Source organism: Sphaerospermopsis sp. LEGE 08334 (genome assembly GCF_015207205.1).
In the GTDB taxonomy this organism is placed as follows: Bacteria; Cyanobacteriota; Cyanobacteriia; order Cyanobacteriales; family Nostocaceae; genus Sphaerospermopsis.
In genome coordinates, this window is record NZ_JADEXH010000040.1 from 1 (window position 1) to 23,734 (window position 23,734).

24 protein-coding genes and 1 pseudogene are annotated in these 23,734 nt (G+C 34.4%); 9 read left to right on the forward strand and 16 right to left on the reverse strand.

Going from position 1 to position 23,734, the window contains the following annotated elements; translation table 11 throughout:
- Positions 1–321 (reverse strand): annotated as a pseudogene (locus IQ237_RS26395) (hypothetical protein); the annotation flags it as partial.
- A gap of 337 nt (positions 322–658) precedes the next feature.
- Between IQ237_RS26395 and IQ237_RS19890 the strand changes: the two are divergent.
- Both IQ237_RS19890 and pcrA read left to right on the forward strand, forming a co-directional pair.
- Positions 659–2,386: an ATP-binding protein gene (locus tag IQ237_RS19890; protein ID WP_194058398.1), complete on the forward strand. Its 1,728-nt coding sequence runs from the start codon at positions 659–661 to the stop codon at positions 2,384–2,386.
- Between the two features lie 209 nt (positions 2,387–2,595).
- Positions 2,596–4,941, forward strand: coding sequence for a DNA helicase PcrA (pcrA, locus tag IQ237_RS19895; protein WP_194058313.1), 2,346 nt, complete (start codon positions 2,596–2,598; stop codon positions 4,939–4,941).
- A gap of 196 nt (positions 4,942–5,137) precedes the next feature.
- On the opposite strand, the gene IQ237_RS19900 is transcribed toward pcrA, so the two are convergent.
- From IQ237_RS19900 to IQ237_RS19935, 8 genes are all read right to left on the reverse strand, one after another.
- Positions 5,138–6,724, reverse strand: a complete 1,587-nt coding sequence (locus IQ237_RS19900; RefSeq protein ID WP_194058315.1) for an Hsp70 family protein — start codon at positions 6,722–6,724, stop codon at positions 5,138–5,140.
- 96 nt (positions 6,725–6,820) lie between these two features.
- The gene (locus IQ237_RS19905) at positions 6,821–7,372 is read right to left on the reverse strand and encodes a nucleotide exchange factor GrpE (RefSeq protein WP_194058317.1); all 552 of its coding nucleotides are present in this window, start codon (positions 7,370–7,372) and stop codon (positions 6,821–6,823) included.
- A gap of 15 nt (positions 7,373–7,387) precedes the next feature.
- Positions 7,388–7,666 (reverse strand): hypothetical protein, encoded by a 279-nt coding sequence (locus IQ237_RS19910; RefSeq protein WP_228020508.1) that lies wholly within the window; start codon positions 7,664–7,666, stop codon positions 7,388–7,390.
- Between the two features lie 119 nt (positions 7,667–7,785).
- The gene (locus IQ237_RS19915) at positions 7,786–8,013 is read right to left on the reverse strand and encodes a hypothetical protein (protein WP_194058319.1); all 228 of its coding nucleotides are present in this window, start codon (positions 8,011–8,013) and stop codon (positions 7,786–7,788) included.
- On the reverse strand, positions 8,010–9,230 hold the full coding sequence (locus IQ237_RS19920) for an AAA family ATPase (RefSeq protein WP_228020510.1): 1,221 nt from the start codon (positions 9,228–9,230) through the stop codon (positions 8,010–8,012). Before IQ237_RS19920 ends, IQ237_RS19915 begins: the two co-directional genes overlap by 4 nt.
- Before the next feature lie 59 nt (positions 9,231–9,289).
- Positions 9,290–9,502: a DUF2997 domain-containing protein gene (locus IQ237_RS19925; RefSeq protein WP_194058321.1), complete on the reverse strand. Its 213-nt coding sequence runs from the start codon at positions 9,500–9,502 to the stop codon at positions 9,290–9,292.
- Between the two features lie 73 nt (positions 9,503–9,575).
- Complete coding sequence (locus IQ237_RS19930) at positions 9,576–9,950, reverse strand: DUF1257 domain-containing protein (protein WP_194058323.1); 375 nt, start codon at positions 9,948–9,950, stop codon at positions 9,576–9,578.
- Positions 9,951–10,012: 62 nt separating this feature from the next.
- Positions 10,013–11,602 carry an AAA family ATPase gene (locus IQ237_RS19935; RefSeq protein ID WP_194058325.1) on the reverse strand — a complete coding sequence of 530 codons (1,590 nt, stop codon included), beginning with the start codon at positions 11,600–11,602 and terminating at the stop codon, positions 10,013–10,015.
- A gap of 110 nt (positions 11,603–11,712) precedes the next feature.
- Here IQ237_RS19935 and IQ237_RS19940 point away from each other — a divergent pair, with 110 nt between their 5' ends.
- Positions 11,713–12,408 (forward strand): DUF4145 domain-containing protein, encoded by a 696-nt coding sequence (locus IQ237_RS19940; RefSeq protein WP_194058327.1) that lies wholly within the window; start codon positions 11,713–11,715, stop codon positions 12,406–12,408.
- Between the two features lie 63 nt (positions 12,409–12,471).
- On the opposite strand, the gene IQ237_RS19945 is transcribed toward IQ237_RS19940, so the two are convergent.
- The 3 genes from IQ237_RS19945 to IQ237_RS19955 form a co-directional block, all read right to left on the reverse strand.
- Positions 12,472–13,596: an SUMF1/EgtB/PvdO family nonheme iron enzyme gene (locus tag IQ237_RS19945; protein ID WP_194058329.1), complete on the reverse strand. Its 1,125-nt coding sequence runs from the start codon at positions 13,594–13,596 to the stop codon at positions 12,472–12,474.
- A gap of 796 nt (positions 13,597–14,392) precedes the next feature.
- On the reverse strand, positions 14,393–14,722 hold the full coding sequence (locus tag IQ237_RS19950) for an XRE family transcriptional regulator (RefSeq protein WP_194058331.1): 330 nt from the start codon (positions 14,720–14,722) through the stop codon (positions 14,393–14,395).
- Positions 14,719–15,075, reverse strand: coding sequence for a type II toxin-antitoxin system RelE/ParE family toxin (locus IQ237_RS19955; protein WP_194058333.1), 357 nt, complete (start codon positions 15,073–15,075; stop codon positions 14,719–14,721). Before IQ237_RS19955 ends, IQ237_RS19950 begins: the two co-directional genes overlap by 4 nt.
- A gap of 507 nt (positions 15,076–15,582) precedes the next feature.
- Between IQ237_RS19955 and IQ237_RS19960 the strand changes: the two genes are divergently transcribed.
- Positions 15,583–15,825: a hypothetical protein gene (locus IQ237_RS19960; RefSeq protein WP_194058335.1), complete on the forward strand. Its 243-nt coding sequence runs from the start codon at positions 15,583–15,585 to the stop codon at positions 15,823–15,825.
- Entirely contained in the window at positions 15,822–16,268 is a 447-nt protein-coding gene (locus tag IQ237_RS19965) for a type II toxin-antitoxin system VapC family toxin (protein ID WP_194058337.1), read from the forward strand. Before IQ237_RS19960 ends, IQ237_RS19965 begins: the two co-directional genes overlap by 4 nt.
- 367 nt (positions 16,269–16,635) lie before the next feature.
- Here IQ237_RS19965 and IQ237_RS19970 read toward each other — a convergent pair whose 3' ends face one another.
- Positions 16,636–17,016 carry a HEPN domain-containing protein gene (locus IQ237_RS19970; RefSeq protein ID WP_194058339.1) on the reverse strand — a complete coding sequence of 127 codons (381 nt, stop codon included), beginning with the start codon at positions 17,014–17,016 and terminating at the stop codon, positions 16,636–16,638.
- Complete coding sequence (locus tag IQ237_RS19975; RefSeq protein WP_194058341.1) at positions 17,013–17,336, reverse strand: nucleotidyltransferase domain-containing protein; 324 nt, start codon at positions 17,334–17,336, stop codon at positions 17,013–17,015. Before IQ237_RS19975 ends, IQ237_RS19970 begins: the two co-directional genes overlap by 4 nt.
- Before the next feature lie 468 nt (positions 17,337–17,804).
- On the opposite strand from IQ237_RS19975, the gene IQ237_RS19980 reads away from it, so the two are divergent.
- Together IQ237_RS19980 and IQ237_RS19985 are read left to right on the forward strand one after the other, a co-directional pair.
- Positions 17,805–18,002, forward strand: coding sequence for a hypothetical protein (locus tag IQ237_RS19980; protein WP_194058343.1), 198 nt, complete (start codon positions 17,805–17,807; stop codon positions 18,000–18,002).
- The gene (locus tag IQ237_RS19985; protein ID WP_194058345.1) at positions 17,999–18,382 is read left to right on the forward strand and encodes a type II toxin-antitoxin system VapC family toxin; all 384 of its coding nucleotides are present in this window, start codon (positions 17,999–18,001) and stop codon (positions 18,380–18,382) included. The genes IQ237_RS19980 and IQ237_RS19985 overlap by 4 nt, the downstream gene beginning before the upstream one ends.
- Positions 18,383–18,576: 194 nt before the next feature.
- On the opposite strand, the gene modD is transcribed toward IQ237_RS19985, so the two are convergent.
- Positions 18,577–19,419 (reverse strand): ModD protein, encoded by an 843-nt coding sequence (gene modD / locus IQ237_RS19990; RefSeq protein WP_194058347.1) that lies wholly within the window; start codon positions 19,417–19,419, stop codon positions 18,577–18,579.
- A 538-nt stretch (positions 19,420–19,957) separates the two neighbouring features.
- On the opposite strand from modD, the gene IQ237_RS19995 reads away from it, so the two are divergent.
- Both IQ237_RS19995 and IQ237_RS20000 read left to right on the forward strand, forming a co-directional pair.
- Positions 19,958–20,185, forward strand: a complete 228-nt coding sequence (locus IQ237_RS19995) for a photosystem II protein, Psb35-related (protein ID WP_194058349.1) — start codon at positions 19,958–19,960, stop codon at positions 20,183–20,185.
- A gap of 269 nt (positions 20,186–20,454) precedes the next feature.
- On the forward strand, positions 20,455–20,817 hold the full coding sequence (locus tag IQ237_RS20000) for a four-helix bundle copper-binding protein (RefSeq protein ID WP_194058351.1): 363 nt from the start codon (positions 20,455–20,457) through the stop codon (positions 20,815–20,817).
- 617 nt (positions 20,818–21,434) lie between these two features.
- Here IQ237_RS20000 and IQ237_RS20005 read toward each other — a convergent pair.
- Complete coding sequence (locus tag IQ237_RS20005; protein WP_194058353.1) at positions 21,435–23,024, reverse strand: helix-turn-helix domain-containing protein; 1,590 nt, start codon at positions 23,022–23,024, stop codon at positions 21,435–21,437.
- Positions 23,025–23,734 lie beyond the last annotated feature (710 nt).

Sequence of the window (23,734 nt, forward strand, 5' to 3'; positions counted from 1 at the left end):
CCCTAATAACCGTTGTGATTCTTCAGGATTGTTATGAATGTACTCAACTATGTTGCTCATAATCTCAGGGTAGGTACACGATTTTATCCTGTTATACCATAATTTGATTCTTTTTCGGATATGTCTATTTAATTTCTCAGCAAAATCAAATTCTGACGCTAATACAGCAGTATACTTATTCAGGTCGTAGGGTTTAACATTTTGATTGTCCATCCAAAACCGTAGGCACTTATTACGAATGAACTGGCTTATGCGTATAGCTTCATCAATTCTTTGATATTGCTGTTTTGTGCCTTTGGCTTTGAACTCAAAAACAATCATGTTTATTACCATCTCGACCTGTTGCAAAAATAGCATTATTTAGGGAAACTGTCAATTCCTAAGCAGATCAGTCAGGATTATGACTGCCCCTAAAGGGGCAAGCCGTTGCCTACATCCACTGCCTAAAGTACGATAAAGTATCTCCACCAAGTTCCGATAATTTATCGGGCGTGGTTTTGGCTCACTCGATTTTCTTATAAGTCCATGCTATTATCTGGAAAAGAATGATTTAATCCTGTTATCAAAGAGGATAAATGAAAATTTAATCATATTTAAAGTCATGATCAAGGTTAAACTTGGTTGGTGATATTTGTAGGAAGGTTAAGAAAATGCTGGGATACCAGATCAAAAGCCTACCCTTGTTGACAAAAGTTTGGAAAGCAAGAAAGTGTCAACTCAAGAGTCAAAAATAGATGAACTTCCAACAATAGAATTTCCCTCCCGTGGGAAACTTAAAGCTAGTTCATGGCGTATCCATCAAAAAATTGGCTATGGCTACTTTGTAGCTATTGGAATTGGCTTTTTCGGCTCTCTGACTGGGTTGGTGCTGGCCAGCTATTACCGAGGAAGAGAAGTTCGGCAGTTCCATCAGGCTAATGAGCAAGCACAATTACTAAACAGTTATAAAGATGCCATATTTGAAACACAGTTGCATAGTTTTAACTTAGTTGCCGTATTGGAAAATACACAAAATCGCAACAGAAAAAAAGCTGAATTACTGAATTCTTTTACTGAAACTCAAAAATTAGAAACAAAAATTAGTAACTATATCAGCAAAAAGCCCAAAACCTTAGCTGCAAACAGCGCCACTTTACAAACCTTATTATTAGATTACTCGACTAACTTAAAAACTTATATTGATCAAATAGAAAACATATTGCAGCGACTTGATACTACAAGCTTACAGACAGAACAAGTGGACTTAGCGCGAAAGCAGTTACTGGCAATTGTGAATAGTAATACAGTGGAGGAGCTAGATAATTTATCAGAGAAGTTGACGAGAATTTTAAGAACGGCTCAACTACAAGAGCAGGAGAGGCAACATGATGTAGAGCAAGCCAGATTTGTGGAAAGAACAATTGTGATAGTTAGTATGCTGGTATCGGTAGCTATTGCAGCGGTGATGGCTTGGCGTACGAGTCGGGCGATCGCTGAACCTGTAATTACTGTCACTCAAGTAGCTGAACAAGTGGCAAAAAAATCTAATTTTGATTTACGCGCTCCCATCACTACTGATGATGAAATTGGCTTGCTGGCTAAATCTCTCAATCGCTTGATTGAGCGAGTATCTGAACGCACTAAACAACTAGAACAAGCCAAAGAATTAGCTGAAGCTGCCAGCACAGCAAAAAGTCAATTTCTCGCTAATGTCAGTCACGAGCTACGCACACCGTTAAATGCAGTTATTGGTTTAAGTCAACTTTTGCAAGATGATGCTGCTGATATAGGTGCTTCTCCTGATTTTATTACTGATTTAGAAACTATCAATTCCGCTGGTAGACATTTACTAGAACTGATTAACGATATCCTTGATGTGTCAAAAATCGAAGCTGGGAAAATGACTCTTTACCCAGAAATATTTGATATTACAAATTTGATTAATAATCTTGTTCTCACCGTTAAACCAGCTATGGAAAAAAATGGTAATAACTTGGTGGTAGACTGTGATGAAAATTTGGGAAATATGTATGCTGACCAAAAAAGAATGCGACAAGTATTGCTAAATTTACTCAGCAATGCTGCTAAGTTTACTACAAACGGTAAAATCACATTGACAGTTAAACATGAAAAAACCAACTTATTCAAAGATGCTCCTTTAGGTATAATTAGTTTTACTGTCACTGATACAGGTATTGGTATGTCCCCTAGTCAGCAGCAGCAGCTATTTCAACCTTTTACTCAAGGAGATAATTCCACTACTAGGAAATATGGCGGTACTGGGTTAGGATTGGCTATTAGCCGTCATTTTTGTCAAATGATGGGGGGTGAGATTATTGTCAAAAGTCAGCTTGGTGTTGGTTCTACTTTTAGAGTAAATTTACCTTTGAAAGCTAATAGGGAATAGGTGATTGGGTTTAAGTTGGTTTAATTTTATTATGATATGAATGAACCACGAAGGAACGAAGGAACGAAGGAAGAAGAGAATAAGAGAATAAGATAGGTAATATTGCACTTAACAGGGAGTAGTTAATAAAAAAAGCTATGTACTAAAAGATTTTCAATCTTCCTGTTCCCTACTGTATAAATATTATTGCATCGCTATTTCACACACCTATGACTACAAATATAGATTTTCTTAGCCATCTTAACCCCAGTCAACGTATAGCAGTTGAACACTATTGCGGACCTTTATTAGTTGTCGCTGGTGCGGGTTCTGGTAAAACTCGTGCGCTTACTTACCGTATCGCTAATTTAATTCTGCAAAACCGTGTTAACCCTGAAAATATTTTAGCGGTGACTTTCACCAACAAAGCTGCACGGGAAATGAAAGACCGGATTCAAAGGTTATTTGCTGAACAATTAGCTATTTCTCAACACGGTAACAAGTTTGATTTATTACCAGAATACGAACAAACTCAACTGATATCTAAAGTTTATCGCACTACTATCAAAAATATGTGGTGTGGCACTTTTCATAGTCTTTTTTCTCGCATTCTCCGCTTTGATATCGAAAAATATCAAGATGAAAAAGGACGACGTTGGAATAAAAACTTTTCTATTTTTGATGAGTCTGATGTCCAAAGTTTAATCAAAGAAATTGTTACTAAAGAACTTAATTTAGATAGTAAAAAATTTGAGCCTAAATCTGTGCGTTACGCTATTAGTAATGCCAAAAACCAAGGTTTATCACCCCAGGAATTTGAACGAGAACAGCCAAATTATCGTGGTCGGGTAATTGCTGATGTTTATAATCTTTACCAAGATAGATTAGCACAAAATAACGCTTTAGATTTTGATGATTTAATTTTAATTCCTACAAGATTATTTCAACAAAATGAACAAGTTTTAGGGTATTGGCATCGGAAATTTTGTCATATTTTAGTAGATGAATATCAAGACACCAACCGCACTCAATATGAATTGATTCGTCTGTTAGTAACTAATGGTGAAAACAGAAAGAGTGAGTGGGATTGGCAAAATCGGTCTGTGTTTGTGGTGGGTGATGCTGACCAATCAATTTACAGTTTTAGAATGGCTGATTTTACCATATTACTAGAATTTCAACAAGATTTTGGTGATGGTTTAGAGGATGATGATACCAGAACAATGGTAAAATTAGAAGAAAACTATCGCTCTTGTGAAAATATCCTCCAAGCTGCTAATGAACTAATTGAAAATAATACCCAACGTATTGATAAAATTCTCAGAGCTACAAGAGATGCAGGGGAAGAAATTTATTGTTATAAAGCTGATGATGAAATAGCAGAAGCCGATTTTGTGATTAATCAAATTCGCACTTTAGAACATCAAAACCCGGAATTAAATTGGGGTAGTTTTGCTATTCTTTATCGCACTAACGCCCAATCTCGACCTTTTGAAGAATTATTAGTAAAATATCAAATTCCTTATACAGTTGTTGGGGGAATGAAGTTTTATGACCGCAAAGAAATTAAGGATGTTGTCGCTTATTTAAGAGCAATTAATAATCCAGCGGATACAGTTAGTTTATTAAGAGTTATTAATACTCCTCGTCGGGGAATTGGTAAAGCTACTATTGACGCTTTGATGAATGCTTCCCAACAATTAGGTACAACTTTATGGGAAATATTAAGTGATCAAACATCAGTAAATACTTTAGCTGGACGTGCTGCCAAGTCTGTGAATGGTTTTGCTGGTATAATTCAGAAATGGCAAGAACAAATTACAAAAATTCCCGGTTCTGAAATTTTAGAAGGAATTTTGGATGATTCTAACTATATTCGGGATTTGATGGAACAGGGAACGGATGAAGCTGATAATAGAATCAGTAACGTCAAAGAATTGTTTAACGCTATCACTCAGTTTGAAGATGACAATAAAGGTGATGATATTTCATTACAAGCATTTTTGCAAAGTGCGGCGTTAAGTTCTGATTTAGATAATTTAAAAGAAGGACAAACAGCAGTTTCTTTAATGACTTTGCACGCTTCTAAAGGTTTAGAATTTCCTGTAGTATTTTTAGTTGGGTTAGAACAGGGGTTATTTCCTGGTTATCGTTCCTTACAAGATCCTGCATCGTTGGAGGAGGAACGACGTTTGTGTTATGTGGGGATAACACGCGCTAAGGAAAGATTGTATTTATCCCATGCTAGAGAAAGAAGGTTGTATGGTAGTAGAGAACCAGCTTTGCGATCGCAATTTTTGGATGAACTACCCCCAGATTTATTAACCACCAAAAAGAAAAACACCCGTACTTTTACTAAGTCAACATCTGCAAACCCTGATAATCAAGGCGCATCAGAAAATTGGCGAGTCGGCGAAAGAGTATTGCATAAAACTTTCGGAATCGGCGAAATTACTCATGTTTTTGGGACGGGTAATAAGATATCTGTAGCGATTAAATTTGCTAGTTTAGGTCAAAAAATCATTGATCCGAAAGTAGCGCAGTTGCAAAGGATGGATTCAATAATTGACAATTAACAATGAACAATTGACAATTACCTCTCCCTTGAAAGGGGAGGTTTTAAACCGTATGGCTATAGCTTGCGTGACGACGTAGGAGTCATACGCCACGCTACGCTATCGGCTGACGCTCACGGCGGAAGCCTTGAATGAAACAATTGTCAATTTTCAATTGTCAATTATCAATTGATAAAAGGGACTGGGGAAGAAAATTTTAGATTAATTTATAAATTTCACCTCTATTAACTAATATCTCTGCTGTTAATAAATCCTTGACAGTTGCTAATAAAATTCGTCGAGAATCTACCTCAAATAACACAGATATTCTATCAAATCCTGCTGCTGCTGGAGGGTTAAGTTTTGCTACACATACCTGTTGATGTTGGGTATCTAAGGAACGATAACTTTCTTGATGTTGGAGAGTGCTAGAAGTCATTCTACCTGAAGCATCAAAAGCGATTTCTGTTTGTGTCATATCACCTACTTCTCCAATATCTAAACGAATCTCTGTTTGTCCATTATTTGCAGTTTGTAAGGTTAACCATTGGGAACTTTGACAAGGATATTTTGTACCTTTGGTAAATATAGGATGATAAATATAACTTTTGCTGAAATTATCCCATAAACGAATCGCGTAACTATGACGCAAAAAATCATCTATTTCTGTAATTTGGGTTATTGCTAATGCACCATGACATACTGCATCAAAGGGTTTATTTAATTTCACCTTATTTTTACCAAAATAAGAGATGATTAATTGTTGAACTGCGGGAATTAAACAACTTCCTCCTACTAATAAAACTTGTTCAATATCATTTTTAGAAATACCTTTTCTTAAAGCAAAATTTAGAACTTCATCTAACGCATCCCTTAACTGTTGTAAAAATTGCCGATATTCTAAAATTTCTTCTAATTTTTCCCTGGTAATTGTTAATTCATAAGACATAAAAGATTCATCATCAAACCAACTTTCGGAAGCGGTTTGATTTTTAGAAAGTTGAATTTTTAAACCTTCAGCAATTTCTAGGAGATTTTGATAACTGATTTTACCAATTTGTTCAGGTGTGAGATTTTGCGATCGCAAATAATCATCAACTATCCAAACATCAATATCTTCACCACCTACATAAGCTTCAGATTTTGCTAAAACCTCAGCACGTAAATCATTATTCTGATGAGAATTATTAACAGTTCTCACTAAACTTAAATCTAAAGTTCCCCCACCAAAATCAACCACTAAAATTAATTTACCGGGAGATTTTACGGCATAACCTAAAGCTGCTGCGGTAGATTCATCTATAATAGAAACTTGGGGAACATTTAATTTATTACCTAACTCTCTAAACCAGTCTAAATAACGTTCAAAAGCACCAACGGGAACAGTAAAAACTAAATGATTGGGTTCTATATTCTGCTGTTGAATTTCTGTCCAAATAGTTTGAATAAACAACTCAGAAACAGTAACAGAATTATAAGTAAATCCATCAATTTGACGTAGTGGTGGTTGATAATCTTCAGCTAAATCACGTTTAAATTTTTTAAATAATCTTTCTGGGGGATAATTTTGAGAAAGTCCTAAACGTTGACTTCTTACACCTTCACCTAATATAATATTATTGGGTGATTTAATAAATAATAAACTAGGAATAACGGGAAATTCTAACCTTTCACCTTGAGAATTTACACCCACAAAGACGCGGGATAAATTAGGGAAACGTAAACTTTTAGGTTGTTGAGTATCAGGTTCTAAAATACTAATTACAGTATTACTTGTACCAAAATCAATTGCAATTGTAGTCATAATTTAGGAGTCAGGAGTCAGGAGTCAGAATAATAAATAATTCTCTTGGATTTCTTTGCGTCTTTGCTTCTTTGCGACTTTGCGCGAAACTAAAATTCAATTATTATTAAAACCTCCAGGTAAAGTACGACTAACTTTTGCAGGATAGAGAACTTGATCGCCATTTTGATAACCAATAAACCGAATATAAACTAAATCACCTTCTTGAATATCATCGCTATCAGCTTGATGTATTTGGGGATTATAATTAACCTGTTCCCAAGTTTCCCCTATTACAGTATAACCCCAATTGGTAATTAAATTATCTAAAGATGTAAATAGGGAAACCAGATTTTTAGCGGGTAAGTCAGGTTTAGCTAAAGCCATTTTTTTGACTGTGGGATAGTTGGTTAATAATGTTTGTAATTGGGTAAAGGTTTCAGTTTGGAAATCGGTTTGTAGTTGTTGAGATTGTTGTTTTAATTCTTCCCGCAGTCGTTGACATTGTAATTCTAAATCTTTAATTTTTTGTTCTGTATCTGTTGAGGTGATAGGTTGATAATTAGTTGGTGTATTTTCCTGGGTTTCGGGAAATAGGAAACGCAGAATCATATAAATGATAATAGTGAGAATGACGGCAAAACCGATATGATTAATTTGTTCTAGCATATTATTTTTTTTAGGCTAATTGGTAAACAGAAATGGTTTAACAGATAAAATCATTCGTTCTAACTCAGGTTTATTATCTACAAGAACAGGATGTTCCCATAGTCCATTTTGATTTTCATAGCAAGCTTTAGCAAGTGCTTTTCCAATATTCTCAAAACTTTTTTTAGTATCATTTCTAAGAATTTCTGGATTAGGGTTGAAAACCAAAATAAATACCCTATTTTTTATATCTTCAGGAATACATTCTTGTACATAAGTGCCTCTATTTTGATAGATATCCCGATCAATAATCAATAAAATATAGCAATCCTAAATGATTATAGAACGATTAGATCATAGTTACTATTGGCGTAAATCGAACTAGATTAAGACTTTGAGTATCCTAACCTTACCAAATCATTTGTACTATTTGTTCATAACTCAAATCGGATTGCTATATGTTTATTAACATTTTGTCGCAGTTTGGGAATATATTTTTTTTCAAATTTATCTTTGACGTTTACCCATCCACGCGCTTTTTGTAGACGTTCAATCTGATCTTCATCTACGTTTAAATTTAGACAAAATCCGTTAACAATATCGTTATGAGCTTTATCTTCTAATAAAATTAGAAGATGTGGTCTATACTCATTTGAACTCATAATTCTATATCTCCACAAATTAAGTCTTCAATGAGATCAACTTGATCTCCAAGACCAGGTATCTCACTGATCAACCTAATTAAAGTTGGTTCTAAGTGACTTTTTCTATCAAGAAAAAAGGTATTTTCATCAGAGAATTTTTTGATTGCTTCAGGATTGTGAGAAGTTACTAAAAGTTGTCCACTATTTGTAAATGAACGTCGTAAAGACATAGTAAAATGACCTACTACCGATAGAGAAAGATAATTATCAGGTTCATCCCAAAAGCAGAAAACCGGACTGTAGAATTGATTAGTAGCTAATACCACAGCACAAAGAAAACAGCATTTTTCACCATCTGATAAATCTTGAAAATTAACATCTAAAGTAGCTTGATTTTTCGCAAATCTAACGATGAGACTTTTCACGTCTTTAGCAATAATTTCATTAACAAAATCCTGAAAGTCTGGCATAGGTTTTCGGAGATATTTGTCAATTTCTCTATAGGCCGCAGGATATCTACCCAGTAAACCAGAAAACCATTCTCCAATATTTGTACCATCTTTTTTTGGTTGTAAAGTTTCCCCGTGAGAATCTCCAGTCATTAAACTAGGAATTGGTGCTAAAATAATCATCTCAGCCAGCCAATTCTTTAAAACATAAAGACTATCATTACTAATTATTGGCATAGCTACTAAATGCCAATCTACAGAAAACTGAGCTTCTTTATTTTGGGTATTACTATGAATAGTAACTTGAGCATTTTTTCGAGAGTAAATTGGATTTCCATCAACTAGAAGCTGTTCTTCAAAAACTCGCAGCTCTTGAAAATTTTCTGGTAACTCTAACGCGAGAATATACTGATATAATTGATTTTTCAATAATACTTCTATTTCTAAGCGAATGGGAACTTCAAACTTGCTATAAGCAAAATCATTTCGTCCAATAAGATTATTTTTTTCCAGATCCCGCAATCTATTTGTACCTCTAGCAATAGCTTGAAGAACCTCTAATGCTTTACCAATAGTTGATTTACCTGTACCATTTTTGCCAATCAAGAGAGCAGATGGTATATCTTTTATTTTCAGTTCAAAGTTTTCTAAACATCGGAAATTATTTACATATAATCTTTGAAGCATAATACAGCCATTCCTAAAAGTAGAAAATAATGGATAATTTTGTCTGGGTATATAACGATTATACAGTAATTTCTGATAGCGAAGCGTGGCGTAAGCCATATATTTCTCGTTATCAGTCTTCAGATAACCGACTTCTTAAAGAAGTCCGGTATCTAAGTTTACTGTTGTTGTAAGGTTTGATTTTCAGAAGTTGTAATCATCTCATCATCTTGATAGTATTCAGGTAATAATTCCTGAGATTCTATTTCTCCTAAAGATTGTTCTAAATTTTTTGTATTTTCCACACAACTAGAACCAGTGGCATTTAAAACCCGTTCCACAATTTTACCATCTTTACCAATGCGATATTCTATCTTTTGATATTCTGCCATGAGAATTTTTCCTTTTTAATAATGTTAACATTTTAGATCCCCCTAAATCCCAAAAAGGGGGACTTTGAAGAATTTAAACCCATTTACCAACAACAACCCGCACAGTACCATCTGCTAAAACCTCCTCTTCCTCCACATTAAACCCCTCAGTTTGTATAGTTTCCATCAAAGTTTTATGGGCGTATTTTTGACTAATTTTATTAATAAAATCTTGTTGATTAATTTTCGCACCCCAAAAATCTGCAACTAACTCATAAATTCCCCCCTGCTGACGAAAACCCAAATCATAACCATTAGCTTGTTTAATCACATATTCAGCACTTGTAGTATCACCCCTATAACCACGAACCTGAGAATTTAACTCAACCTGATAACCCAACTCCTTTAATACTTGAAGCAGCACTTCACCCTCTTTAATTTGCACCTTGATACTTGTAAAATGAGACATAAAAAATCAACTCCTTTTTTCATTCATGAATTATCAATTATCAATTGTCAATTATCAATTATTTAATCCACCTCCAAAGGACCCAAACCTTGCTGCTGAGAATAAACCTTCAACTCCTCAATTAATAGTGTATCAATAGAAGCCGTTCTTGCGCCAGCTTCCGCCGCCCAACGTTTTAAAAATGTAATTTGTTCCTTAGCAATAGCCGCCAAAGGCACAGTTTCCGATACCGCATCTAAAATATCTTCCGTGTTAAAATCCCTCCTATTTCCAGCAATCAAACTACCAAAAGCGCGGTGCATACCATCAATAATTACTTGTTGAATTTCAGCACCGCTAAAATTTTCTGTATTTCTGGCGAGTTTGGGTAAATCAAAATCTCGCAGTCGGGAAGGACGGATTTTTTGCAGGTGGACTTTAAAAATATCATGGCGTTCTTTTTCGGTAGGTAAATTGATAAAGAAAATTTCATCAAATCGCCCTTTTCTTAACAACTCGGCTGGTAATATTTGCACATTATTAGCAGTAGCAACCATAAATACCGGACTGGTTTTTTCTTGCATCCAAGTTATTAATGTTCCAAATACGCGGCGCGATGTTCCCGAATCACCATCAACCCCACTATTAATATTACCAAATGCTTTATCTATTTCATCTATCCACAATACACAGGGTGATATTGCTTCTGCTAATTGTATCATTTGGCGAATGCGATTTTCACTTTCTCCGACTATGCCCCCAAATAATCTTCCCACATCTAAACGTAACAATGGTAAACGCCATTCATGGGCGATAGTTTTGGCGGATAATGATTTTCCTGTTCCTTGTATTCCTACTAATAAAACTCCTTTGGGGTTGGGTATTCCATAACGTCTTGCTTCTTCGGTAAAAGCATCTTGTCGCATTCTTACCCACTGTTTAAGATTTTCTAATCCGCCGACGTTTTTTAATGATTCATTGGATGTATAAAATTCTAATATTCCGGTTTGGCGAACTGCTTGTTTTTTCTCTTCTAAAACTCTATCAATATCTGTTTCATTAACTTGTCCTTTTGCTGCTAAGGCGGCGGCTAATACTCTTCTAATTCTGGCGCGACTTAATCCTTGACAGGCTTTAATTAATTGTTCTTTTCCTAGTCCATTTAAGTTAAGTTTTTCGGGTACGATTAATTGATGAATTAAATAATCAATTTCTTGGATGTTGGGTAAGGGAAAATCAATTACTGTAATTTCTTCTTGTAGTTCTGGAGGAATGGTTAATGTATGACTGGTAAGAATGAGGGTTTGGCGTGTGCGTTTGAGTTGACGGGTGAGGTTTTTTATAGCCCGAATTACGGGAGCATTTTTTTCTGTTTCGGGGTTTTTGAGGATAAAATGTATGTCTCGCAATACAAATATTGTGGTTGTATTTTCTGGGGTTTTGGTAATTCTTGATAATGCACCCATGACTGAACCTTTATCAGTTCCGTTGTCATCCCAACCGGTGACGATATCCCATAATAATAGTTGTCGTGGTGTCTGGGATATTTGGGTGAGTTGTTGGAGGACTTGTTCTATTGGTTCTTCTTCGACTCCGACTATATATAGTAGGGGATAGCGGGCGCGAAGCATTAAGTCTATTTGTTGGAGTAGTTGTTGATGGGGGTTATTCATTATGTATAAATAGGGGGTAGTTGTTAATGTATCAATTTTTTAGTTTTTTTAATAAACAAGATAGTTTTATATTATCATAATAAAAAGTCAACCCATAACATATAACAGATATGTCTAATAATGAAGAAAGATGCCCTCATTGTAATGAAAAGACCTTAATAAAAATAACAGAAGGCAAATCTCCTACTATTAATCATTCTGAGTCCAATGTTTGGGAAGAATATTGTTGGAAGATTTTATTCTGTAACGACTGCAAGCAAGTAAGTGTTATTCAAGAATCATATTCAAGTGAAAATATAGAGGAAGTCTATGATGAAGAAACTAGGGAATTTTCCTACATACCCGAAGTTTCAACAGAATTATTATATCCCCAAATTAAACAGTTTGGCATGGGATACAAACACTTTAAATCACCTGATACATATCAGGAAGCGATACAATTGTTCAAATCTAAATCATATGAAGAAAGTATTAGTAAATCTAGAAAAGCATTAGAAGCACTATGTTTAGATTTTAAAATAAAAGAAGATAACTTAAAGAAGAGTATTTTAGTCATGAAGGAAAAGGGATATTTTGATAAAACTTTATTTGATTGGGCAGAGATTATAAGATTTTTTGGAAATCAAGCAACACATGATTATCATGAGCTTAGTGAACTTATAGCCCAAAATATTATAGATTTGACAGGATATTTGATTGAATACTCCTTAGAGCGGAGACTTAGAAAAATTAAGGAAAATAGACAATTTGAATATCTAACACAAGAAAAGAAAAAAATAGATGAAAAGACTGTTATGGAGCTTTAAATTTTCTCTAAAGTTACAATTACTAATTGCTAAAGCGCAAAAGAGTAACAGTATAAATGGCTATTAAGTCCTCGCCGCACCACCACATACAACCCGAAAACCAAAGTTGTTGAAGGGGATGGGGCGGTCGATGTAGCGAAAAGCAGAACGGCAATAGTCAGGATCGTTGCTCCATGAACCACCGCGCAGCAGTGTTTTGGTAATATTCTCTTCAATATCTAGCCATAAGCTTCCATCTGTCGGCGCACCTTCATAGTTACTATGCCAATGATCTTGACACGACTCCCATACATTGCCGTGCATATCGTATAATCCAAAGTTATTGGCTACTCCAAAACTCCCTACTTCTGTTGTTTCTTTTCTATGAACTCCTTTGGGTTCTTGTCCATAAGTAGAGTAACCATAATAGTTAGCTAAATCCGTTGTAATCGTCTCTCCAAAGTGAAATGGTGTGGTAGTTCCTGCTCTACAAGCATATTCCCATTCCGCTTCACTTGGCAGTCTGTAGGTTTTTCCGATTTTTTGGCTTAACTTTTCACAGAAAGCCACCGCATTATTCCAATTAGAGAACTCAACAGGACGATTACTACCTTTGGAACGAGAAGGGTTATTTCCCGTGATAGCTTGATATTGTGCCTGTGTTACCGGATATTTTCCCATAAAGAAACTAGGAACAGTAACTTGGTGTTGAGGACTTTCATTATCTCGTCTTCCCGCTTCATTTTCTGGTGAACCCATCATAAAAGTACCACCAGGAATTGCAGCCATTTCTAAAGTTACACCATCACCCAAATCTTCTATGAAATATCTGGCTAAACGAGGCTGACGCTGAATGATTTCCCCAAATTTATTAACTGTTACTACTTCAATTTTTTCTAGTTTTAAACCTTCGTGATTAGGCTTTTGTAATATTTGTTTAATTCTTGTTTCTGTTCTTTTATTTAATATTAAATAAGCCGCGATTTGAACTTCCCAATATTCATCATTTAAACCTGCAATTACTAAATCTAAACCCTGTTCTCCATAATTCAATGCTTGCTCAAGTGCAGCAATTCTCACCTTTAAATCTGGATTTTGTAACCGCAATTTTACCCCTTCAATTCCTCCTAAAACCGCCGCACCTTCTAGGGATGGAGTATTACCACCAAGCACAGCATCGTATTTTCCTGGTTGTTGTGGATTATTCATGATTGGTTAATGGTTGGTTTGATGTATGCTGTATTTAAAATAGCATATTTGGGTAATTTTGCTGGTGGTTTAGATAAATTTAATATTGTCAGAATCAGGATGTCCAGGATTTGAGGATGTACAGGATGTGATTGTTTGATTATTGGTTAGGTGTTGATGTTGTGGTTGTCTGAATCAGGATGTCCAGGATTTGAGGATGTACAGGATGTGATTGTTTAATTATTGGTTAGGTGTTGATGATTTTTAAGTAATAGCCGTAATAATCAATACATTATTTTTATTGGTTAATTATCAAGTAATTATCCTGAAAATCCTCTAATCCTGTACTTCGACTTCGCTCAGTAACCAGTTATCCTGATTCAAACAAAAAGTTAATTTTCATCAAATAATCATCCTGTAAATCCTATCATCCTGGGTATCCTGATTCAGACAAAAGGCTAATTTTTATAAAATAACCGTAATAATCAATATATCATTCACTTCTACTAATCATCAAATAACAATCCTCTAAATCCTATAATCCTGGTTATCCTGATTCAGACAAAAGGCTAATTTTTATAAAATAACCGTAATAATCAATATATCATTCACTTCTACTAATCATCAAATAACAATCCTCTAAATCCTATAATCCTGGTTATCCTGATTCAGACAAAAGGCTAATTTTTATAAAATAACCGTAATAATCAATATATCATTCACTTCTACTAATCATCAAATAACAATCCTCTAAATCCTATAATCCTGGTTATCCTGATTCAGACAAATTCATCAAATAACCATCCTGTTAATCCTATCATCCTGGGTATCCTGATTCAGACAAATTCATCATAATAGGTTCTTTATTAGGAAGTTTAATAATAATTTCCATAGTTCCTCCCAAAGCATTAACAACATTACGTATTGTATTTAATTCTAAACTTGGTTGATTTTCTAAATCAGATATTTCTATTTCTGATAATTCCAAACTATCAGCTAATTCTGATGATGATAAACCCAATCTTTCCCGTAAATTTTGCAGCGTAATTTCTGCTAATCTTAATTCAGAAGTTCTTGCAGCAATTATTTCTTTTCGTTCTTGAGAAAGTTGATTTAACTCTTCCGATAAAGTTGTATATTTTTTCATAATTTTTCTTCCTTGAGTGTTTCCAAATATTCTCGATATCTTTTATCTGCTATGGGTATATTTTCTTTATACCACTTTTTATTACCAGTTTTGTTACCTCCAACTAATAAAATCGCTTGTCTTTTGGGATCAAATGCAAATAAAATCCGCCAAGGTTCTCCTTGATATTGAATACGTAGTTCTTTCATATTACTGAAATTAGAACCTTCTAAAGTATCAACTCTTGGTCTTCCTAAACTCGGTCCAAATTCTCCTAAAATACCTAATACTGCAAATGCTTCATTTTGAAATCCCTGTTCTTGTTGATAAAACCAAATTCTAAAATCTGGATCAAATATTATATTCCATTCCATAAATCCGCTTAACTTATTTTATCTTAATTTCCTTTACTTTTGGGTAATAGTTAGTTTGGTGTATGCTGTATTTAATATACCATATTTGGGTAATTTTGCTGGTTGTTTAGATAATTTTAATATTGTCAGAATCAGGATGTCCAGGATGTGATTGTTTGATTATTGGTTGGTTGTTGATGATTAGTATAGAGAAAGGTTAATTTTGAGAAAATAAATGTAATAATCAATACATTATTCACATTTAGTAATCATCAAATAATCATCCTGTTAATCCTCTAATCCTGGTTATCCTGATTCAGACAAAAGGTTAATTTTGAGAAAATGAATGTAATAATCAATACATTATTCACGTTTAGAAGGTGAAGAATCAGATCCCCGACTTCTGTAGTAAATTTGTGGTGAAATCAGAAAATCTTGCTAGAAGTCGGGGATCTCCTGATTATGACAGTTTAGAGTTTATAATAGAATGTAATCTTGCCCATGACCTAGTAAATGAGATAAATAATTATGAATGTACAACTTATTGATTCCTTAGTAGAAATTGTGTTAAAATTAACTCCCGAAGAAAAACAACTTTTCCAAGAAAGGCTGAATTATCAAAATTTCCACCAACAAACTAAAAAACCTTTAACATCTGAAGAAAAATTAAAACTTTGGCAAGAGTGGATAGAAAAAGCTCCTCAAAGTTCTGTTAATCTTCCTGATGAAGCACTACGTCGAGAAAACATTTATGATGACAGAGGAAGATGAGTAATTACCTATTAGATACCAATATTCTTTTACGTTCCAGAGATATCACATCTCCTGATTTTCATTTAGTTGATAAAACAATTAAATATTTAATATCTAATAATCATCAATGTTTTATTACTTCTCAAGTAATCATTGAATTTTGGGTTGTTGCTACTCGTCCTGTCAATGTTAATGGATTAGGGTGGACTGTAGCACAAACAACCCAAGCAGTACAAATGCTAATAAATCAATTTGATTTACTAGAAGAAACACCAGATGTATTTTCTATTTGGTTGAACTTAGTAACAACATATAATATTTCTGGTAAACGCACTCACGATATACACATATTAGCCGTGATGCTTGCTCATCATATCAGCCATATTTTAACTTTAAATCCCAAAGATTTTATAACTGTTCCTGAAATTACAATTATTCACCCTGAAAATATTAGTAGCTAAGAATATAGTACAATATTATTGTCAGAATCAGGTGGTTATCGAGCGACTTGTACTGAGCGAAGTCGAAGTAAGTCGAGATAATCTCCAGGATTTAAGGATGTACAGGATGTGATTGTTTAATTATTGGTTGGTTGTTGATGATTTTTAAGTAATAGCTATAATAATCAATACATTATTTACTTTGGGTAATCATCAAATAATTATCCTGTTAATCCTCTAATCCTGGGTATCCTGATTCAGACAAAAAGTTAATTTTGAGGAAATAACTGCAATAATCAATACATTATTCACATCTAGTAATCATCAAATAATTATCCTGTTAATCCTCTAATCCTGGGTATCCTGATTCAGACAAAATAGCCTCAATTCATAAACAATCAATATTCGCTTTCGCAAAATCTAGGATTTCTATAGTTCTTTGAATAATCAGATCCGCATCAGCTTCAGTAATATTAGGATCAGTATTATAGTCACCCCTTAAACGAGTTCTTTCTGCATCAATTAAATAACGATGAAATTCACGAGGAACTCTGTCTGTGCGAGCAAATTTTTCTCCAAAAGCAGCAATAACGGCTGAATGTTTAGAATAAGCAAGTCCTTCACTTTCTAAAAAAGCCGTAGCAATATAAAACATAGCATAATAACCACGAGAAACAGCAAATTCAGCAAAACCTTTTTGGTTAAGTTCTACTGCTGCTTGTAAACTCCTCTCAGCTTTTTCTAAAAGTCTTTTTTGTTCATCATTCATATTATTAAACCATCTTTTCTAATATTACGAAAAAAACCACTCTCATAATTTTCTAATTGTTCTCTATTAGCAAAAGCACAACTAATTAACACATTGTATTCTAAACATAAATCAGCAATTATTTGACTAATTTTTTCACTCTCTTGAGAATAATTAAAAACATCTTTTAACACAATTAAAATATCAATATCTGAATCTGGTTGTGCTGTTCCTCTGGCTTGTGAACCATATAGAATTAGTTTTTCTAACTGTTCTCCATAAAGTTGTTTTAACTTTTGCTGTACTTGGGTTAAAACTGTGGAAATAGGTTGATTTAGCATAATTTTAATTAAGAGTGAATGAACAATAATTAACCTGTGTTGTTGGTATATGCTGTACTTAATATAGCATATTTGGGTAATTTTGCTGGTTGTTTAGATAATTTTAATATTGTCAGAATCAGGATGTCCAGGATTTAAGGATGTACAGGATGTGATTGTTTAATTATTGGTTAGGTGTTGATTATTTTTAAGTAATAGCTGCAATAATCAATACATTATTTACTTTGGGTAATCATCAAATAATTATCCTGAAAATCCTCTAATCCTGGGTATCCTGATTCAGACAAAAGGTTAATTTTGAGGAAATGACTATAATAATCAATACATCATTCACATTTAGTAATCATCAAATAATCATCCTGAAAATCCTATCATCCTGGGTATCCTGATTCAGACAATTGTATAATATTATGTATAATATCGTCATTATGTTACAATCTGAAGTGAGAGAAACAGGAGCATAAAACTATGCCATTAATCAAAATACCAAGACATTATCTTGTATCTCAAGATGAAGATTCAATTACGGTAGATGTACCTGAATCAATGCTATTAAATTGGAAAAAAGACTATGAAAAAATTAGTAAAGCTAAAGGAAGTTTAAAACATAGAAAATCAGCTATGTTAGCTCATTTATCTCATCTGCGTCAGGAGTGGGATAAATGAGATATCTTTATGATACAAATATTTTTATCTACTATTTAGCCGATGATATAATAGTTGATTCATGGTTTGCAGAAGAATTTGTGAATGTACACGAAATTCTACTTTCACCAATTATCCGTATTGAATTACTGAGTTTTGCTGGTTTGTCACAGGAAGAAGAAGAATGTATTGAAGATTTGTTATCTCAGTTTACTGTAGTTCCATTATCACAAGAGATTGAAAATAAAACCATACAATTAAAGCGAAATTACAAAATTAAACTTCCTGATGCAATTATCGCTGCTACAGCAATAAATCAAAACGCTATTTTAGTGACAAGAAATATTAGTGATTTTCAGGCAATTACAGAATTAAAAATAGTCAATCCTTTTGCTAATTGATTATATTAAATATAATTGTGAGGATGTACAAGATGTGATTGTTTAATTATTACTTGTTTGTTGATGATTAGTATGGATAAAAGTGAATATTTATGATGTGAGATGTAAGAATAAATACATAAATAACAGCCATTAACCACCAAATAACAATCCTGAAAATCCTTTAATCCTGGACATCCTCATTCAGACAATTATTACCTCCGTTTCATCTTCGCCCCAATATCAGCAGGTTTACCAAAATACGGGTAACTTGTCACCAAAATATCTACCCCTGTGCTGGCATAATTCCTGACATTTTCTAAATTAATTCCACCTGCTGCTGCTAATTGTAAACCTGGATATTTCTGCTTTAATTCTGCAACTAAACCACTAAGTTCTACAGTAGGAATTTTATCAAATTGAATTAAATCAACTCCTGCTTCAGCCACCATCCAAGCATCGGTTTCTGTTTCCACTTCAATAGCAATTTTTTGTTCTGGAAATCGTTTTCTCAGTTGATTAATTCGCTCACTTATTTCCGCAATACTATCTATAAATAATAGGTGTTGTTTAAAAATCAAAACTGTTTCTGAAAGTCCTAAACGATGGGGAGTAGCACCACCAGCTAAAATTGCTTTCATAGAAATAATTCTTGTACCAGGAAAGCATTTGCGAGTTGTGACAACTGCCACATCAGAATTTATATTTTTAGCAGCATCAACTAATTCTTTTGCACGGGTAGCAATACCAGAAGAGTATTCCATTAAATTTAACGCCACTCTCCAACCAATATGTAAAGCTTCCGCACAACCACTAGCTTTGAGAATTAATTGCTGTGCTGTTAAACAAGTTCCACTTTCTAGTAAATATTCAACTTTTGCACCACATTTTTCAAATACTCTTGCTGCTTCTTCCGTCGCACAAATAGTCATGGTGTGACGGGTAGAAAATTCAATTTCTCCTAATTCTTTACCTATATTTAATCCATAGGTAGTTAAATCGAGAAATGGGACATCTTCTGCAATTAATTGTGCTATTTCTTCATCAGAAAAGAACATTCTCATATTATTTCCGTTGGAATAGTTATATTATCTGTGAGGGTAGTCAAAAGGCAAGAGGCAAGAGTGAAGAGGAGAAAGTTGATTATCAGTAATTAACTGGACTTGATATCATTTATTTTGTCCGTTGGAATAGGGAACATATCTGTTTGGGGGGGGAACAGGAGGGAGAAGGGGAGATGGGGAGGTAAATAACCCAATCACCAGTCACCAATCACCAATCACTATCATATACTGTTGCTCCTAGTTGAATTGCGATCGCAATTACATCTTTATTACTCTCCCCATGAACGCAGAGATAATTACTCAGCTACTCTCTAACCAGCAATTGATCTGATTGATACACTAACGTACTATATAGTAATATAGTAATGTATTTAGTCTGAGAGTGTGGAATACTCTACCACAAACATCGGTTAGCACAACTGGGGAACATTTGACAATTTGGAAAACAATCTGTTACATTTATTTACATAAAGCAATAAATGTTTAAGACACGAAAGTAAAGTTAAGACATAATTAAAACACGAGGTTAAGGATGACTATCTTAGTTGCATTATTAGTTGTAGGTTGGGTTGCTGTTTCTGTGATTGGTTCTCTGGCTTACTTCATGGGTGAACAAACCAAGCCTATCCATGAACGGAACTGGCGTTCTGAGTCTTTTGAACAATTGGCTAAGTCTATTACTGGCATGGAAATTGATTACAGCGATCGCACTCCTGCTTATGCGATGGATGCTTATGCCAGCCGCACTCTACCCCAATAGTAGTAAAAACGCTTCATCAAAGTGCAGAGATACCCGTCTTCTTCAAGAAGTCGGGGATTGGAATATTCAAAGGTTTTCTTTTCAAATAGAAATTACTGCCAAAGTAGCAAGAAAGATTCTGATTTTGTTGTTAGTATTCATTGTCGGAATTATCGGCTGATCAATTCAGGGCTTCCCCTATTATTTACCCTGGAAACATCGGTAATTAATGTGGTTATTAGTCTAATTCATGACTATAAATACGCATCAAAAAATCAGGAGTATTTGCTATGATGATGATGATGACTGAATCCATGACTACGGAAATGCAAACTTGCATGAATGCTTGCATGGAATGTCATAAAATCTGCTTGGAAACCATGACTTACTGCATGAGCAAAGGTGGTAGGTACATGGATATGGGCATGATGAGCATAATGCGCGATTGCTCTGAAATGTGCATGATGTGTACAAATATGATGATGAGTGGTTCTGAATTTATGGGACGCACTTGTATGCTGTGTGCGGAAATGTGCGATCGCTGTGCTGCTGCTTGTGAAACCATCGGTGATGACAGCAAAATGAGAGATTGCGCCGCAGCTTGTCGTAGATGTGCGGAAACTTGCCGATCCATGCAAATGGCACGTGCTTAATTAGAATAACTAGCAGATTAACTATTATCAATTTATCTGCAACCTATTTAGGCGCTCAGGCTGTTGTGGTTTGGGCGCTTATCAATTGAAAATTGACAATTGTTTCATTCAAGGTTTAATATCATTACCATAAATTGTCTTATTTGTCAATCCCCCTATTTCTCACCCGCAAACAAAAGCAGGTAATTTTGGTAAATCTCGTGTCAGGATTTCTTGATAAATTTTTGATTTTAGGGGTTATTTCTTTTTTTGGCTATTCCTGAAGCGTTTATCAGTCAAGGCTTGTGAACTTGTGCTAAAAGATACATTTTTAAAATAGGCACAATAAGGCAATTTACAAATTCTTCTAAATCATAGCAGATAGCTGAAAGTATTGCAAGCTCGTTGATAAATAAAAATAATTCTCAATTAAATGTTAAGAAAATATAAAGGAAAAATGTAGTCAATTACAGATTTTCAATCATTTTATGGATTTTGATAAGATTTTATTATTTAAAATCCAATAGCGATCGCAGTTTACCTACCAATAGATCCCCGACTTCTCTAAGAAGTCGGGGATCTGGGTATTAGTTCTAAAAACCTAATTCTTAGGTAGGGGTAATTCATGAATTACCCTGTTAAAGAATATTCAGCACCCTCCTTAATAAAGCTTGATCTTCAGGTTTAGGTTTCAGACGACCATTTTCTACATCACGAATCCAACTTTGACTTTTACCTGTTAACTTTGCTAATTCTCTTTGGGAGATATTGATACTTTTGCGGGCTTGAGATACTTGTTCAGCTAATAAATTATCCGTAGTTTTGACGGTTTTTTTACTTCTCACATTACGCCGCTTTTTTTTCTCAGCATCTGCACTGATATTTTCCCATTCTGGTGGTAATTCAAAAGATAAAATCCGGGCATTCATCAACATATTCCACTTACCACGGGGACCACTATCTGTAAGACGATGATCACCACCACCGTCATTGATCCAAAACTCTAAAGCCTCATCGGGATCTTCAGGAATATCAACTAATTTCGCCCATAAAGGTTGGATTTCTATGGGGTAGGTAACAGGATCAAAAATTGGCTTAACTCCAGAATGATTGAGAACTTCCAAATCATTTTCAAAAGTTCGTAATAACCGCTTTCTTTCATCTCGTAATCTGGAAGCTAAGTTAATTTTTTCCTCACCATAAGCAACACGCAGTAAAGTAGGAACAGTGATGCGTTGTTCTCTACCCATCTTGGTTTTAAAAAGTAACCATAACATCAATCTGACTGCGCCTTCATGTTGCTGCCACAGACTCATCACTGTAGTTAACAGCGTTTTCGGCAAAGTACCATATTGATAGAAACCAGTCCGTTCTTTACAGCCTTGTTTATTTAAAAAATGCTGCGCCCAAAGACCGGCTTTCACTTTAAATGTCAACCCAACTAAATATTTACATCCCTGTTCATCTTCCTGAAAATGATGATGAATATCTGTTAAATGCCACAAAGGACTTTCTGTAACAGAAAAACCGGGAACTTTACCTCTTGCTTGCCAGTCAATAGAAACAACCAGAGAGCAAGCTTGTTGAACGATGTTTTTGATTAAACATAACTTGGTGATTTTGTTAAGGTCTTTACGTTTTTCTAATCCCAAGTATGCTTCAAATTGTCGCTCATCAATTGAAAACTCCTGTTCCCAGGGTTGATCTAAAGTTGTAGCATAGGCAGCAAAAATCAGATGAATACAAGCGGCTCGAAGATCAAGATTTTCAATTGTTGGTAAATTTTTAGCCCGGTTACTAACTTGAAATGAGTCCTGAAGCTGAAAAGAAATTGCACCCCGACCTTGATTAACTTGTCGGCTATAGTGTAAATTACCTGTTGCATCTGTTTGCCATTGTAATGATTTACGTTGTGCTAGTAAGTTGCAAGCTTCCCAAATAACTATTGCCGAAGCAAAGGGATGATTCTTGCCATTAGAAAATAAATTAGGACTGGTAGGTTCTCGCACTTCAACTTTGCATCTGCCTTTTTTTGCTTGCCAGAGTATGGGGGAATTTGTAGGACAAGCAATTACACATTGCGGTTCTGGATAATAACCCTCACAATTGTTACAAAGACAAGGATCAATCCAATATTCGTTATTTTCGATTTTGATTGCACCCGTAGGACATTGGGGGCGGCAGTTATCACATCCATCGCAATTTTTGTTAGGAATTGTATAAGGCATAAGGCTGCTTCCTAGTCTAATTGCTGAGATGTTTGGCTCAAGTCTACCCTCGATGTCTCGTCTTGATTCATAACTTGCTACCAAATTATCTCCATGACAAGATCAGTTATTTGGTTAACAGTTATCAGTTAACAGTTATTGTCTTTGACTGTTCACTGTTCACTGTTGATTTTTACCTGTCACCTCTTTGGGACTTTGAAAGTCAGGCTTCATTGCTTCTTCATTAACTATACATTTCATAAAGATTTCGCTAAGTTTGTTCATAATGAGCTTGGAGATTTTTTTTAATATTTGTGTTCTGCTTTCACAGGAAATCTTGACAAAAACTGTTTTTTAATAACATCTGAAAAACTGAAAATTGTTTTTAATTAGTTAATGTTTAAATTCCTGTTCACTAACTGTTTACTTCTGATTGTTGATTATTTAGTATCTGCAAATACTGTCAAAATTCTTACTTTCACCTTATGGACTATTTTCTAATTGTTGATTTTTGCGAAAACCTATCAATAAAAATATCAGGATATAAATTATATTTATCTGAAAAATAACTGGATTTTCTCTTTGAATACTAAGGATCGAGTAGAGATTTTTTAATAAAAAATTGCATCTAGCCTAGAAAATTATTCGAGATAAATTGACATGATTTTTCAAGTCAGCAAAACTTGATAAAAAAGTTAATTTTTATCAGCAAAATGCCAAAATATTAGGCT

Coding starts and splice junctions, on each gene's coding strand:
- pcrA (WP_194058313.1), top strand. CDS start 2,596: ATGACTACAAATATAGATTTTCTTAGCCATCTTAACCCCAGTCAACGT.
- IQ237_RS19900 (WP_194058315.1), bottom strand. CDS start 6,724: ATGACTACAATTGCAATTGATTTTGGTACAAGTAATACTGTAATTAGT.
- IQ237_RS19905 (WP_194058317.1), bottom strand. CDS start 7,372: ATGCTAGAACAAATTAATCATATCGGTTTTGCCGTCATTCTCACTATT.
- IQ237_RS19915 (WP_194058319.1), bottom strand. CDS start 8,013: ATGAGTTCAAATGAGTATAGACCACATCTTCTAATTTTATTAGAAGAT.
- IQ237_RS19920 (WP_228020510.1), bottom strand. CDS start 9,230: ATGGCTTACGCCACGCTTCGCTATCAGAAATTACTGTATAATCGTTAT.
- IQ237_RS19925 (WP_194058321.1), bottom strand. CDS start 9,502: ATGGCAGAATATCAAAAGATAGAATATCGCATTGGTAAAGATGGTAAA.
- IQ237_RS19930 (WP_194058323.1), bottom strand. CDS start 9,950: ATGTCTCATTTTACAAGTATCAAGGTGCAAATTAAAGAGGGTGAAGTG.
- IQ237_RS19935 (WP_194058325.1), bottom strand. CDS start 11,602: ATGAATAACCCCCATCAACAACTACTCCAACAAATAGACTTAATGCTT.
- IQ237_RS19940 (WP_194058327.1), top strand. CDS start 11,713: ATGTCTAATAATGAAGAAAGATGCCCTCATTGTAATGAAAAGACCTTA.
- IQ237_RS19945 (WP_194058329.1), bottom strand. CDS start 13,596: ATGAATAATCCACAACAACCAGGAAAATACGATGCTGTGCTTGGTGGT.
- IQ237_RS19950 (WP_194058331.1), bottom strand. CDS start 14,722: ATGAAAAAATATACAACTTTATCGGAAGAGTTAAATCAACTTTCTCAA.
- IQ237_RS19955 (WP_194058333.1), bottom strand. CDS start 15,075: ATGGAATGGAATATAATATTTGATCCAGATTTTAGAATTTGGTTTTAT.
- IQ237_RS19960 (WP_194058335.1), top strand. CDS start 15,583: ATGAATGTACAACTTATTGATTCCTTAGTAGAAATTGTGTTAAAATTA.
- IQ237_RS19965 (WP_194058337.1), top strand. CDS start 15,822: ATGAGTAATTACCTATTAGATACCAATATTCTTTTACGTTCCAGAGAT.
- IQ237_RS19970 (WP_194058339.1), bottom strand. CDS start 17,016: ATGAATGATGAACAAAAAAGACTTTTAGAAAAAGCTGAGAGGAGTTTA.
- IQ237_RS19975 (WP_194058341.1), bottom strand. CDS start 17,336: ATGCTAAATCAACCTATTTCCACAGTTTTAACCCAAGTACAGCAAAAG.
- IQ237_RS19980 (WP_194058343.1), top strand. CDS start 17,805: ATGCCATTAATCAAAATACCAAGACATTATCTTGTATCTCAAGATGAA.
- IQ237_RS19985 (WP_194058345.1), top strand. CDS start 17,999: ATGAGATATCTTTATGATACAAATATTTTTATCTACTATTTAGCCGAT.
- modD (WP_194058347.1), bottom strand. CDS start 19,419: ATGTTCTTTTCTGATGAAGAAATAGCACAATTAATTGCAGAAGATGTC.
- IQ237_RS19995 (WP_194058349.1), top strand. CDS start 19,958: ATGACTATCTTAGTTGCATTATTAGTTGTAGGTTGGGTTGCTGTTTCT.
- IQ237_RS20000 (WP_194058351.1), top strand. CDS start 20,455: ATGATGATGATGATGACTGAATCCATGACTACGGAAATGCAAACTTGC.
- IQ237_RS20005 (WP_194058353.1), bottom strand. CDS start 23,024: ATGCCTTATACAATTCCTAACAAAAATTGCGATGGATGTGATAACTGC.